The sequence below is a fragment of the Allobosea sp. genome, from assembly GCF_017308075.1.
Classification (GTDB): domain Bacteria; phylum Pseudomonadota; class Alphaproteobacteria; order Rhizobiales; family Beijerinckiaceae; genus Allobosea.
Map to the genome: position 1 here is coordinate 162,264 of NZ_JAFKFX010000033.1, position 12,092 is coordinate 174,355.

The following is a 12,092-nucleotide window of genomic DNA, read 5'->3' on the forward strand; positions in this document are numbered from 1 at the left end:
TACTGGGAAGAACTACGTATTTATTATAATTCTAATCTGCAGCCAGATCGATATCCCTGTTTCCGGAAGGCAGGTGGAGACGCCCACCGCGGAGCCAGTGCCCGGACAGCCCCCCGGGGAGGGTCGCCTTGCGCGCATCTCGCACCGGCGCCGGACCTGGTTCGGGCCCGCGCCTTGAGCTCGGCGCACCGCCTCCCCATCTCGTGAACGCACCGGCACCGGGCATCGCGCTTTGCGCCTTGCAGCCTCGGCTTCGGGTGGCATGATGCAGTGCAAGATGCGGAGGGAAGCTCACGCCATGCTCGACCGCCGGAAACTGCTGCTGGGCTCTGCGGCCATGGCCGCGGCCTCGGCCGGTTCCGGTCGAGCACAGGCCCGTGACCATGACGTCGTGGTCATCGGCGCCGGCGCGGCCGGCATCGCCGCCGCCCGGCAATTGCAGGCGGCGGGACGCGCCGTGATCGTGCTCGAGGGCCGCGATCGCCTGGGCGGGCGCACCTTCACCGATTCCTCGCTCGGACCTTCCTATGACGCCGGCGCGATGTTCATCCACTGGGCCGAGCGCAACCCCTGGACCACCATCGCCCAGGAACTCGGCATCGCCACGCCGAATGAAAGCTGGGGCGGCGGCTTCCAGCTCTTCCAGAACGGCCAGCCGATGTCGCAGGGCGATCGCCAGCGCCGCCGCGGCGCCTTCGGACAGATCGACCGCCGGCTCGAAACCGCAGACCTCAAGACGCGCGACCTGTCGATCGCCGAACTGCTGGGCGATCTCGGTCCCGAGCTCGCGCCGATCGCCTCCTCCGGCCTGCTGCTCTCGATCGGCGAGGAAGCATCCCGGATCTCGGCCCGCGACTATCAGCGCCTCTGGGCCGGCGAGGACTATGTCGTGCCGAGCGGCTACGGCAATCTGGTGGCGCGCTATGGCGCCGGGCTCGACATCCGCCTGAACCAGACCGTCACCGCGATCCGCTGGGACGGCCCCGGCGTCGCGATCACCACGGCTTCAGGCACGCTCAACGCCCGCGCCTGCATCGTCACCGTGCCGGTCGGCGTGCTCAAGGCCGGCGCGATCCGCTTCACCCCGGCACTGCCAGCCCGCACACAGGGCGCGCTTTCCGGCATCGGCATGGGCGCTCTGACCAAGATCGCGCTCAAGGTCGACGGCAACCGCTTCGGCATCGCGCCCGGCACCAGCTATTTCGAGGCCGGTGCCAATGGCCGGCTGATGAACTTCGACCTGTTCCCCGGCGATCAGGACCTGGTTGTCGGCTTCTGCGGCGGCGACTATGCCCGCGAGCTCTCGCATTCCGGGCCCGAAGCCGCCCGCGCACATGTCGTCGACCTGCTCGCCAACATGATCGGGCCGGAGTTCCGCAAGGCTGCCGGGCCGGTCTCCTTCCCGGCCTGGTGGACCGATCCTTTCGCGCGCGGCTCCTATTCGGTCTGCCTGCCCGGCCATGCCGGCGCCCGCGACATCCTGGCGGAGCCGATCGCCGGGCGCCTCTGGCTCGCCGGCGAGGCAACTGCGGGGGGCGGCGCCATGACGGCCGGCGGCGCGACGCTGGCCGGGCGCATGGCGGCGGCCGCGGTGGCGCGGCTCAAGGCCTGAGCGCGGCCGGCGGCAGATATGCTAGAGGTCGAGCTCCCAGTTCTGCCCAACCAGATCCTGGCCGAAGGAATGATGCTTCTCCTCGGCCACCAACCGAAACCCCTCGGCGAGATAGATCGCCCGCGCCGCATGCAGGATGTCGTTGGTCCACAGCACCATCCGGCGATAGCCGGCGGCACGGGCGAAACCGACCGCCTCGCGCACCAGCTTCTTGCCGAGGCCGAGGCCCTGCGCGCGCTTCTCGACCAGCACCAGCCGCAGCTTCGCGGCCTCCTCGCTTTCGCGCACCACGAAGGCCGAGCCGACCGGCGCGCCGTCCAGCTCGGCGATGAAGCAGCGCTCCCGTCCAGGCTGGAATTCGCGCAGGAATTTCGCGGCGATCTCGGCGACCAGCGCCTCGAAGCTGATGTCCCAGCCATAATCCTGCGCATAGAGCCGGCCATGGGCCGAGATCACCCAGCCGATATCGCCGGGCCGGTGCTCGCGGATCGTCACCGCACGCCGCGCCGCGCTGTCCCCGGAGAGCAGCCCCTGCGCCAGCTCGAGTGCACCCACAAGCGCCGCCTGCCCGGCCGGATCGAGCCGAGACAGGATCGCACGCGCCTGCTCGCATGAAGCCTTGTCCAGCGGCCGGAATGCGGCCTGCCCGGCCTCCGTCAGCTGCAATTTCAGCGCCCGCGCGTCGCCTTCCGCCTTTTCACGCGCGAGCCAGCCCAGCGTCACGAAACGCTTCAGCAGCCGCGAGAGATAGGCGGGATCGAGGCCGAGCTCGCGGGCCAGCTCGCCGGCGCGCCAGCCGTCGCGCTGCGCCAGCTCGTAGAGCACCCGCGCCTCCGTCAGGCCGAAGCCGGAGCCATGGAGATCACCGCCCAATGCCCCGACCCAGCGGGTGTGAAAACGATTGAAGCGGCGGATCGCATCGATGGCATGAGGAGCGATGGCTGGCATGATGGCCTCCTGCTTCCGAGAAATGAGTTTTAATGGACAAAGTCAACTAAATTATCCCCAGCGCGCTCTCGCCACATTCATCCTCCCTTAACGGACCAGGGCCCCAATCGGGCTTTGCGGACCCCGGTCGGTACCAACCCCATGCAAGTCGATCTCCTCGCCGGAAACTGCCATCGCAGCGCGGTGATGCCGCAACGCCGCCCGACCATCCTCCTGTTCGATTCCGGTCTCGGCGGCCTGACCGTGCTGAGCGAAGTCGTCGCCAGCCGCCCCGATGCCGACATCGTCTACGCCGCCGACGACGCCGCCTTTCCCTATGGAAGGCTGAGCGAGGCGGCGCTGGTCGCCCGCGTGCTCACGGTGATGGAGCGGCTGGTCGCGCGCTTCCATCCCGACCTCGTCGTCATCGCCTGCAACACGGCCTCTACGCTGGTGCTGCCGGCGCTGCGGGCCCGTTTCTCCATCCCCTTCGTCGGCACCGTTCCGGCGGTGAAGCCGGCCGCCGCGCGCAGCCGCAGCGGCCTCGTCTCGGTTCTGGCGACGCCGGGAACCGTGGCGCGCGACTACACACGCGGGCTGATCGAGCATTATGCCGGCGGCTGCGAGGTGACGCTGGTCGGCGCGACCCGGCTTGCCGGCCTCGCCGAGGCGGCCCTGAAGGGCGAGACGATCGCCGACAGCGACGTGCTGGCCGAGATCGCCCCCTGCTTCGTCGCGCGCGACGGCAGGCGCACCGATGTGGTGGCGCTCGCCTGCACGCATTACCCGCTGCTGCTGGCACGCTATCGCCGCCTCGCACCCTGGCCGGTGGAGTGGATCGATCCCGCCCCCGCCGTCGCGCGGCGCGTCACGCAACTGCTCGGCCCGGCCGGCGACTGGCGCGACGCCGGCGAAGCCTGCGCCGTCTTCACCGCCGGCACTCGGCTGAGCGGGCCGGCCCGGATCGCGCTGGCCGGCTTCGGCCTGGCGCGGATCGAGATCGAGGCGATGCCGGCCTGAGCTGGAGCGCGCAGGCGCCCATGCCTGGCCACGGCCATGCCGATATCGCGCCGGCGCATTGACTTCCGCCGGCAATTCCCGCATAGGCACCGGCGTCGCGCGGCTCCTCACGGGGCCGCGTGGCTTTTTCCGCACCCGTGATCCGCTCCCTTCGGAAGCCGGATCTGTCGCCCCGGAAACGGGGAGAAGGAGGGCGCGGTCCTCAAAATCGCGAACCAAGAGGACACGCGACATGTCGAAGCGCCATGAGGCGAAGTACAAGATTGACCGCCGCCTCGGTCAGAACATCTGGGGCCGCCCGAAGTCCCCGGTCAACCGCCGCGAATACGGCCCCGGCCAGCACGGCCAGCGCCGCAAGGGCAAGCCTTCCGACTTCGGCACGCAGCTGCGCGCCAAGCAGAAGCTGAAGGGCTATTACGGCTCGATCTCCGAGAAGCAGTTCCGCCGCTACTACGCCGAGGCGACCCGCCTGAAGGGCGATTCGGGCGAGAACCTGATCGGCCTGCTCGAGCGCCGTCTCGACGCGGTGATCTACCGCGCCAAGTTCGTCCCGACCGTCTTCGCCGCCCGCCAGTTCATCAATCACGGCCACATCACCGTGAACGGCAAGCGCGTCAACATCGCGTCCTACCAGGTCAAGCCGGGTGACGTGATCGCGGTCAAGGAGAGCTCGCGCCAGCTCGCCATCGTCATCGAGTCGGCCGCCCTCGCCGAGCGCGACGTGCCTGACTACATCGACGCCGACCACAACAAGTTCTCCGCCTCCTTCACCCGCACCCCGACCCTGTCGGACGTGCCCTATGCGGTGCAGATGGAGCCGAACCTGGTCATCGAGTTCTACTCGCGCTGATCCGATCTCTCAGCCGGAAACCTTAAGTCTCTGGCGAGAATCGAAAACCGGAATCGGGAAAGGGCGGCTCTTCGGAGCCGCCCTTTTCGTTTGCGGGCACGGCCGCGACCCGGGCGGCATGGGCGCGATGACCTTGCGGGCACTCTCGCGCGCGCTTTTCGAAGCTTTCTTGGCCCGGCTGTTGAGCCTTTGCTCCGGCCCGCCTAGGCTCGCTGCGTGACTGCTATTCCTCCCGCCTGGGCTCATCTCGAGCCAGCCTCCCTCAAGGCGCTCCTGGAGCCGCCCGGCAGGGTCCCGCGAGCGCTCCGCCTCACGCCCGTCGACGTCCCCGCCGAGGCAGCTCTTCTTGCCCCCATGGTCCAGGCCGCACGCCTTTTGCTGGGACTTGCCGTGGAGAAGGGCGGCCTCGTCCTGACGCCCGCCGGAGCCCTGAAGCGCGTCGATGTCCGGCATGTCTTCGACCAGACGGAATGGCCGGGATACGACAAGGCCGACATCCTCGCGACGAGCAAGGTCATCAACGAGCACGACGCCTACGGGGTCCTCTTCACCCGGATCGCCTTGCAGGCTGCGGGCCTGCTGCGGAAGCGTTCGGGGATCCTGAGGGCGAGCAGGGCGGGCAAGGCCATGCTCGCCCCTGAAGAGGCTCCTGCCTTGCTCGCAGCGCTGTTCGAGGCGGTGTTCTGGAAGATGAACCTTCAGGACTTCGACCGGAACCCGATCGAGTTCTGGCCGCAGCACCATATGGGCGTGATTCTCTGGAGCCTGTCGGTGACCGCGCATGAATGGTCGAGCGCCGGGACACTGACGGAGTCCTGCACGGTGATGGAGACCTTGCTCGAGGTTCCGGCGCAGGACCTGCCGGAGTTCGCCATGGTGTCGCGGGTCCTGCGCCCTCTGACATGGCTGGGGCTTCTGGAAAGCCGGAAGCAGGCGCCACGGACCGGCTGGGGTTTCGACGAGGATTTCAGGATCGTGCCGCTGTTCCGGCAGCTGGTGGGGTTCAGGGTGGAGATGCAGGGCGCGCAAGCCGCGCGGCATTGATCGCCCCGGCTGCCGCTCCCGCCACCTCTCAGCCGCAGATCGCAAGCTTCTGGATAGACTCAAGAAGGGCGACGTCTTGAGGCTGCGCCTGCGCCAGACCGGGAGAAAGCGCCCCGACGAGCACCAGCGCAGCCGCTCGCAAACGCATGATATCCTCGACGCCACCGACCGGCGGCAAGGTAGGGCCGGCCTCCAGCAAGTCAATCGCCGCAGGTGCAAGGCCTCAGCCCGTTCATGCAAGGGAGCTGGGCAATCTTCAGATCGCCGCGTCCGTTTGGACGCGGTCACGGTGATCTATCTCAGTGTTATCGCATCGGATCTTTCCGAGAAGTGGAGGTCACTTTTGGGTCCGATGCGATAGCCGTCCGGCGCCTCGCAAAGCCTGCTCAGCGCGGGCACCAATCCCAGAAGCCGTGCGTGCGGGCCCGGTTGGTATAGTACCAGCAATAGCCGGCGCGCGGCGGCGGACCCGCCCAGGAGGTGGCCGCCGCGCCGGCGATGAAGCCGATCGCCGCACCGGCCGCGATCGCGCCGCCACGGTTCCAGCGCCGGTGCGGATGCACCACGACGACATTGTGCCGCGGATGATGCCGGACACCATGGCGCGGCCGATGATGGGGATGCGGACGAGCGACCGGCCGGTGATGCGGGCGCGTATGAGGGCGGTGATGTGGACGGTTCACATGCCCACGATTGGCGCTCTGGCGCGAGGTGCCGGATACCTGGGCCTGCGCGGTCGCGACCAGCGGCAGCGGCGCGACGAAACCGGCCAACAGCGCCCCCAGAAGCACGAGGGACTTCAATCTCAGATAGCGATGCACCGCGCTCTCCTCTTCTTCCGGGTCCCGGCCGACGGGAGCCTGCGGGATGGCTTCCCGTGATTCGCGAGCAGCCGGGCCAGCCTTGCAGGTTGTATCCGATGCGAGCCCCGACGCCAGCCGGACGCGGCCGGGCGCGGCCGGTCAGTCGGCGGTGCTGCTTTCCCAGGTCGCGTGCTTGACGCCGGGAATGCGCCCGAGCCGGTCGACGACCTGGTCCAGCTCCCGCCGGTCGACGGCGGTGCTGATCAGGACGGCGGTGATCTCGACCATATCGTCGCCCCGTTCGACCGTCCGGACATCGCTCGCCGGATATTTCGCGTTGTCGAGATGTTCGACCAGGGCATCGCGCACCGTCGGCAGTGCCGCACCGCTCGAGGTCAACACCACCTCATAGGTCGCCTCGAGGGCCTTTTCGTCCAGCGGAATCCGGTTGATCGCATTGACGAGCGGGCGCAGCAGCGTGTTGCCGGCGAGCACCAGGACTGTGACCAGGACCGCCTCGGCGACCATGTCGGCGCCCGCGCAGGCGCCGACGGCCGAGGCGCACCAGAGCGTCGCGGCGGTGTTGAGGCCGCGGACGTTCAGGCCCTCCTTCATGATCACGCCGGCACCGAGAAAACCGATGCCGGTGATCACGTTGGCGATGACCCGGATCGCGTCCGAGGTGCCGCCCATCGCCATGGCGAGATCGACGAAGGCGGCCGAGCCGACCGCGACCAGCACAGTCGTGCGCAGGCCCGCCGTGCGCTGGCGATATTGCCGCTCGGCGCCGATCAGAACCCCGAGCACGAAGGCGACGCCGAGACTGACGACCGAATCGAGGAAGGAATAGAGTTCGAAAGTCTGGATGAAGCGCACCGGCCTGCCCCCGCCAAGCCCGCCGGCTATAGCCTCTCGCATGATACGCAACAATGACAACGGCCGGGCTCGCGCCCGGCCGCCTTGTCATTCATCCCCGGCACTTGCCGGAGCCGGATTCTCAGAACCGGTCGCTGTCGTAGTCGCGATCACGGGACCAGCCGCGATCGTGATCATGGTCGCGATCACGCCAGCGCCGCGACCTGCGATCATCGTCACGTCGATCGTCGTCATTGTCACGCATGCGCCGGTGCATCTCCATCATCCGGTCGCGGCCCTCGGCCCTCATTTCGCGCATGGCGCGGCGGGCCACGGTCTTCTGCTCGTCCGACAGCGTCGTCCAGAGCGGACGCACCGCATCCGCCATCTCCTTCGAGCGGGTGGCGCGCTCTGCCTGCCGCGTCGCCATCATGTCGAGCCGCTCCATGATGTCGGCATGACGAAGGTTCTCGTGCTGGTCACGCATCTGTGACATGCGTTCGCGGCGCTGCTCGGCATTGCGCTTGATCAGCGCCTCGATCTTCTCGAAGGCGGCGACCTGCTCGGGCTTCAGCTTCAGATCGGTGCGAAGCTTGGCGAGACGCTCGTTCAGCTGCGCCGTCATCCGTTCGGCGCGCCGCTCGCGCATCTCCTCGCGGCGGTCGCTGCGATCGGCCTTCTCGCCGCCGCTGCCGCCATGCTGCGCGCTCTGCCCTGCTTGCGCCAGGGGGATCGGCTGCGGCTGCGCGACCGCCAGGCCGGTCGCCAGAATAGCTGCGCCGGATGCGGCGATGAGGGCTAGGCGTTTCATGAAAAGCTCTCCGTTTTCGTTGACTGACGACGGTTCGCTGTCTCGGGTCTCGAAGCCGGCAGACGATGGCCGCAGCCTGGCCGAGCGCCCCTCACGCCACGATGGCGCGATCATGAAGAGATTGTAATGTCCCAAGGACGCACCGGCGAGCCCGAAGTTCCCGCCTCCCCCGCCCGGCAGCGAAAATTCTTGCCGGCGGCCCAGGCCTGCCGCTGGCCTATGCCTGCCGGTAGCCGCTCGCGGCCCGGGCGATGCGCGAGGGGCCGGCGTGGTGGCAAGGATTACTCAACCATTACAGTCTAGAGTCCGGCATAGCCTTGCGGCGACGAAACGCGCTTCTCGGCCAGCGGCGTCTGCCGACGCCGGCTCACCGGTCTGGGGGAGCACGATGCGCGAGTTGCTCTTCGGCCTCACTGTCGGTCCGCTGATGGCGCTGGCGCTCCTGCTCCTGGCCGGCCAGCCGGTCGAAGGACGGCCGGTGGTGGCCCTGTTCCCGCCCGGCTCCGGCGAATCCCGGATGATCGCCGCCATCGCCGCTTCCGGCGGCGCGATCCTGGCGCTCAGTTCCAGCCGGCCGGTCGCCGTCAGCATAGCCGAGACCGCGGATTATGCCGGCAAGCTCTACGCCGCCGGCGCCTGGCTCGTGCTCGACGCCAGCCTGGCGAAACTCTGCATGGATGTCGGCGCGGTCTCATGGAGCAGGCCATGAATCTGGTTGAACAGTTTCGCCGGCGCTTCGGCCTTCTGCTCACCACCCTGCTCTGGCTCCAATTCGTTCTGGTGGCGGCCTGCGTCCAGGGCTTCGAACTGCCGGGCGCGAGTCTCACGCTCGCCGCCCTCGCCCTCGCAGCGGTTCCGACCATTCTCTGGCAGCTGCGCGGGCCGGATTGGCTGACCCGCCAGGTCAGCTCCCTCGCACTGGTCGGCCAGGTCATGCTGCTGGTCTACGTCACGGCGGGGCATCCCTATCAGCCCGACATCCATATGAGCTTCTTCGCCGCGCTCGCCATCACCGCGGGCTGGCTTGACTGGCGCATCTTCGTCACCACCGCGGTCGCGATCGCGGCGCATCATGCCGGCCTGAACCTGGTCTATCCGGAAGGTGTCTTTCCCGGCGGCAGCGACGGCCGCCGCGTGCTGCTCCATGCCGTCATCGTGGTCGTGCAGAACAGCGCTCTGAGCTGGGTCGTGATCACCCTGCGGGCCGCCTTCATCAACGCCGAAGCGCAAAGCGAGCGTGCAAATGCCGCGCGCCTCGTCGCCGAGCAGGCCGAGCGTGATCTCGCCAGGACCACGCTGCAGGCGGCGCTGGAACGGCAGGCGCTGGTGCTGGAAATCGCCGACGATCTCGAAGTGGAGGTGGCCGGCATAGCAGGCGAGGTCTTCGCCTCGGTCGCGCCGCTGCGCAAGGCCGCCTCGCAGATGTCCGAAGGCGCGCGCCGGGTCCAGGAAGGCGCGCTGGCCGCAGCCACCTCCTCCGACCAGGCCGCCACGGCCGTCACCGCCGCCACCATCGCCACGAACGGGCTCGCCAGCGCGATCGGCGAGCTGCGCGAGCAGGTCGGCGCCACGAGCCGGGTCGTCGAATTCACCACCAGCAGCGCCCACAACGTGCTGAGCACGGTCCAGCATCTCTCGCGGAAGGCGGAGGATATCGGCCAGATCGTCCAGCTGATCTCGACCATTGCCGAGCGCACCAACCTCCTGGCCCTCAACGCCTCGATCGAGGCGGCCCGCTTCGGCGTCCAGGGGCAGGGCTTCGCCGTCGTGGCGCAGGAGGTCAAGGCGCTTGCCAGCCAGACCTCGCAGGCGACGGCCGACATCCAGAAGCGGATCGCCGCCATCCACGAATCCGGCTCCGAAGCCGTGCAGGCGATCGAGGTGATGGGCGGCTCGATCAATTCGCTGAACGACGTCTCGGCCTCGGTCGCCGCCGCCATCGCCCAGCAGGACCAGGCCACCGCCGGCATCGCCGAGAACATCGGCAGCACGGCGCAGGATGCCGAGATGGCCTCGGACACCATCCACCGCGTCATCGGCGTCGCCAATGAAGCCGGGTCGGCGGCCGGTTGCGTCTCCGACGCCGCCGAGAAGCTCGCAGAGCAGGCGGCGCAGCTCGACAGCCAGGTCCGCACCTTCCTCCAGCGCATCCGCCAGGCCGCCTGAAACGCTGACGAGCGCGGCCGGCATGGCGGGAGGGCCTGCGCCCTCCCGCCTGTCGTCACCTGTTGTCGGCCTGGCTGCGGACGGCGAGCCGTCCGAGCCGGGAGATGCGGTAGGGCGCGCCCTGCCGCGACTCGATCAGCCGCTTGCGCTTGAGGCCAGCGAAGATGGCGAGCGTGCAATCACTCAGAAGATGACCTTCATGGGTGAAGCATTCGACATGATGGATACGGCGGTTCTCGCCGCGAAAATGGCGGATCTGCCCGCCACGGGCCAGCACGTGCAGCACGCGCTGCTCGTCCCGCGAAACGTTCATGATGGAAAAGCCTGTGCATGGAACCATGACAAGCGCCGCGGCGAAAGCCGACCCTGTGGTCTGGATCTCTCACCCGGCGCTGGATCAGGTCTCGCCTCAGCGAAACCTCACCGGGTTCCCGCACTCTCCAACATGATGCCCTCTCGCGCGCCTCGCGGACGCGAATGGCGTCCGGGGAGAAGGCGTTTAGCCCCCTGCCCGGCAAGGGTCAACGCTCGGAGACAGCGCGCACCGGCACGAAGCCGTTTCGCGCGGGGTCCCGGATGCGCTATGGACGCAGCCATGTCGACCGATGATTTCCTCGCGCGCTTCGGCTCCCCCGGCCAGCGCCAACCAGACCCCGTCGCCGCCGCCCAGCAGGCGATGCGCAACCCACTGCCCAAGCGCTTCTACGAGAAGGCCGAGGCGCTGGAGCGCGACGGCCTCTTCCAAGTCGCGCTCGACGGCCGCACCGCCCGCACCCCGGCCCGCAAGCCGCTGGCGGTCGCCTCGCACGCCGTCGCGCAGGCGCTGGCCGCCGAATGGCAGGCGCAGGAGGGGGAGATCGACCCCGCCCGGATGCCGATGACCCGGCTGGTCAACTCGGCGCTCGACGGCGTCGCCGACCAGCACGAGGCGGTCCGCGCCGAGATCGTCCGCTATGCCGGCAGCGACGCGCTCTGCTATCGCGCCGGCGAGCCGCGCGAACTGGTGGAGCGCCAGGACCAGATCTGGAACCCGCTGATCGCCGCATTGGAGGCCCGGATCGGCGGCCGCTTCGTCATGGCGCAGGGCGTGGTCTTCGCCGAGCAGCCGCAGACCGTGCTCGACGCGGTGGAAAAACGCGTCGCGGCGATCCCCGCCCCGATCGCCCTCGCCGGCGCCCACAACGTCATGACCCTGACGGGGTCGACGATCCTGACGCTCGCCCTTGCCGAGGGGCTGATCGACGCCGAAGCGGCCTGGGCCGCCGCCCATCTCGACGAGGACTATCAGATCGGGATCTGGGGCCAGGACGAGGAAGCGGCCGAACGCCGGGTACTACGGCGCAAGGAGTACGACGCGGCCGTGCTGCTGCTGATGCAGGGCTAGCGCATTTCCGCGTTTCCCTGAAACGCCGGAATGCGCCATCTCTTTGATTTATCGTGCCTTCTTCACGCGAACCGCGGCCGATTCGCTCGAAAACGCTCCGGAGGCGATGCAGCCGGCCGCGTGACGCGTAGCCTTTTCGACCAATCTGCAGGTCAGCCGGCTCCGGCGAAATGGAGCGCCGGAATGACGTTTCGACGTGATCGGAGAACGTCTGCCCCGCCGGCATCCGATGGACAGCCCGTCCCGCGCCGCTTAAGCCGGTGAGAGATCGTCAGTCGGCTGCGGGGCTTCGCCATGAAGGACATTCTCGAACAGCTCGAATCGCGTCGCGCGGGAGCCCGGCTCGGTGGCGGGGAACGTCGGATTGCGGCGCAGCATGGGCGCGGCAAGCTGACGGCGCGCGAGCGGATCGAGCTCCTGCTCGACAAGGACTCCTTCGAGGAGTTCGACATGTTCGTGCAGCACCGGGCGGTCGATTTCGGCATGGACAAGGCCGAGAAGATCCCCGGCGACGGCGTCGTCACCGGCTGGGGCACGGTCAATGGCCGCACCGTCTTCGTCTTCTCCAAGGATTTCACCGTCTTCGGCGGCTCGCTCTCCGAGACCCATGCCCAGAAGAT

The 12,092-nt window shown here is 68.5% G+C and carries 14 protein-coding genes; 8 read left to right on the plus strand and 6 right to left on the minus strand.

The features are described 5' to 3' along the window. Nucleotides 1–298 precede the first annotated feature (298 nt). Complete coding sequence (locus J0J10_RS16480) at nt 299–1,612, plus strand: flavin monoamine oxidase family protein (RefSeq protein WP_291647487.1); 1,314 nt, start codon at nt 299–301, stop codon at nt 1,610–1,612. A gap of 21 nt (nt 1,613–1,633) precedes the next feature. On the opposite strand, the gene J0J10_RS16485 is transcribed toward J0J10_RS16480, so the two are convergent. After that, the gene (locus tag J0J10_RS16485; RefSeq protein ID WP_291647489.1) at nt 1,634–2,560 is read right to left on the minus strand and encodes a bifunctional helix-turn-helix transcriptional regulator/GNAT family N-acetyltransferase; all 927 of its coding nucleotides are present in this window, start codon (nt 2,558–2,560) and stop codon (nt 1,634–1,636) included. Between the two features lie 141 nt (nt 2,561–2,701). Here J0J10_RS16485 and murI point away from each other — a divergent pair, with 141 nt between their 5' ends. From murI to J0J10_RS16500, 3 genes are all read left to right on the plus strand, one after another. Then, nucleotides 2,702–3,559 (plus strand): glutamate racemase, encoded by an 858-nt coding sequence (gene murI / locus J0J10_RS16490; RefSeq protein ID WP_291647491.1) that lies wholly within the window; start codon nt 2,702–2,704, stop codon nt 3,557–3,559. A 232-nt stretch (nt 3,560–3,791) separates the two neighbouring features. Next, entirely contained in the window at nt 3,792–4,409 is a 618-nt protein-coding gene (gene rpsD / locus J0J10_RS16495; RefSeq protein ID WP_291638778.1) for a 30S ribosomal protein S4, read from the plus strand. A gap of 354 nt (nt 4,410–4,763) precedes the next feature. After that, nucleotides 4,764–5,453 (plus strand): hypothetical protein, encoded by a 690-nt coding sequence (locus J0J10_RS16500; RefSeq protein WP_291647492.1) that lies wholly within the window; start codon nt 4,764–4,766, stop codon nt 5,451–5,453. A 28-nt stretch (nt 5,454–5,481) separates the two neighbouring features. Here the strand turns inward: J0J10_RS16500 and J0J10_RS16505 are convergent, their stop codons facing one another. The 4 genes from J0J10_RS16505 to J0J10_RS16520 form a co-directional block, all read right to left on the minus strand. After that, a complete protein-coding gene (locus tag J0J10_RS16505) occupies nt 5,482–5,652 on the minus strand; it encodes a hypothetical protein (RefSeq protein ID WP_291647493.1) in 171 nt (56 codons plus the stop codon). Between the two features lie 187 nt (nt 5,653–5,839). Continuing rightward, nucleotides 5,840–6,274, minus strand: a complete 435-nt coding sequence (locus J0J10_RS16510; RefSeq protein WP_291647495.1) for a hypothetical protein — start codon at nt 6,272–6,274, stop codon at nt 5,840–5,842. Between the two features lie 141 nt (nt 6,275–6,415). Continuing rightward, complete coding sequence (locus J0J10_RS16515; RefSeq protein ID WP_291647497.1) at nt 6,416–7,132, minus strand: MgtC/SapB family protein; 717 nt, start codon at nt 7,130–7,132, stop codon at nt 6,416–6,418. 121 nt (nt 7,133–7,253) lie between these two features. Continuing rightward, the gene (locus tag J0J10_RS16520; protein ID WP_291647499.1) at nt 7,254–7,922 is read right to left on the minus strand and encodes a Spy/CpxP family protein refolding chaperone; all 669 of its coding nucleotides are present in this window, start codon (nt 7,920–7,922) and stop codon (nt 7,254–7,256) included. 388 nt (nt 7,923–8,310) lie between these two features. Between J0J10_RS16520 and J0J10_RS16525 the strand changes: the two genes are divergently transcribed. Together J0J10_RS16525 and J0J10_RS16530 are read left to right on the plus strand one after the other, a co-directional pair. Continuing rightward, nucleotides 8,311–8,631 (plus strand): hypothetical protein, encoded by a 321-nt coding sequence (locus J0J10_RS16525; protein WP_291647501.1) that lies wholly within the window; start codon nt 8,311–8,313, stop codon nt 8,629–8,631. After that, entirely contained in the window at nt 8,628–10,088 is a 1,461-nt protein-coding gene (locus J0J10_RS16530; RefSeq protein WP_291647503.1) for a methyl-accepting chemotaxis protein, read from the plus strand. Before J0J10_RS16525 ends, J0J10_RS16530 begins: the two co-directional genes overlap by 4 nt. Before the next feature lie 55 nt (nt 10,089–10,143). Here J0J10_RS16530 and J0J10_RS16535 read toward each other — a convergent pair whose 3' ends face one another. After that, complete coding sequence (locus tag J0J10_RS16535; protein ID WP_291638786.1) at nt 10,144–10,401, minus strand: YjhX family toxin; 258 nt, start codon at nt 10,399–10,401, stop codon at nt 10,144–10,146. Nucleotides 10,402–10,683: 282 nt separating this feature from the next. On the opposite strand from J0J10_RS16535, the gene J0J10_RS16540 reads away from it, so the two are divergent. Together J0J10_RS16540 and J0J10_RS16545 are read left to right on the plus strand one after the other, a co-directional pair. Next, a complete protein-coding gene (locus J0J10_RS16540) occupies nt 10,684–11,472 on the plus strand; it encodes an ATP12 family chaperone protein (RefSeq protein ID WP_291647504.1) in 789 nt (262 codons plus the stop codon). A gap of 294 nt (nt 11,473–11,766) precedes the next feature. Further along, nucleotides 11,767–12,092 (plus strand): carboxyl transferase domain-containing protein (locus tag J0J10_RS16545; protein WP_291647505.1); only part of this gene is annotated, 326 nt, incomplete at its 3' end.

What these genes read in the sequence shown, in the direction of transcription:
- J0J10_RS16530 (WP_291647503.1), top strand. Translation starts at nt 8,628, where the DNA reads ATGAATCTGGTTGAACAGTTTCGCCGGCGCTTCGGCCTTCTGCTCACC.
- J0J10_RS16480 (WP_291647487.1), top strand. Translation starts at nt 299, where the DNA reads ATGCTCGACCGCCGGAAACTGCTGCTGGGCTCTGCGGCCATGGCCGCG.
- J0J10_RS16520 (WP_291647499.1), bottom strand. Translation starts at nt 7,922, where the DNA reads ATGAAACGCCTAGCCCTCATCGCCGCATCCGGCGCAGCTATTCTGGCG.
- J0J10_RS16525 (WP_291647501.1), top strand. Translation starts at nt 8,311, where the DNA reads ATGCGCGAGTTGCTCTTCGGCCTCACTGTCGGTCCGCTGATGGCGCTG.
- J0J10_RS16535 (WP_291638786.1), bottom strand. Translation starts at nt 10,401, where the DNA reads ATGAACGTTTCGCGGGACGAGCAGCGCGTGCTGCACGTGCTGGCCCGT.
- J0J10_RS16500 (WP_291647492.1), top strand. Translation starts at nt 4,764, where the DNA reads ATGGTCCAGGCCGCACGCCTTTTGCTGGGACTTGCCGTGGAGAAGGGC.
- murI (WP_291647491.1), top strand. Translation starts at nt 2,702, where the DNA reads ATGCAAGTCGATCTCCTCGCCGGAAACTGCCATCGCAGCGCGGTGATG.
- rpsD (WP_291638778.1), top strand. Translation starts at nt 3,792, where the DNA reads ATGTCGAAGCGCCATGAGGCGAAGTACAAGATTGACCGCCGCCTCGGT.
- J0J10_RS16485 (WP_291647489.1), bottom strand. Translation starts at nt 2,560, where the DNA reads ATGCCAGCCATCGCTCCTCATGCCATCGATGCGATCCGCCGCTTCAAT.
- J0J10_RS16540 (WP_291647504.1), top strand. Translation starts at nt 10,684, where the DNA reads ATGTCGACCGATGATTTCCTCGCGCGCTTCGGCTCCCCCGGCCAGCGC.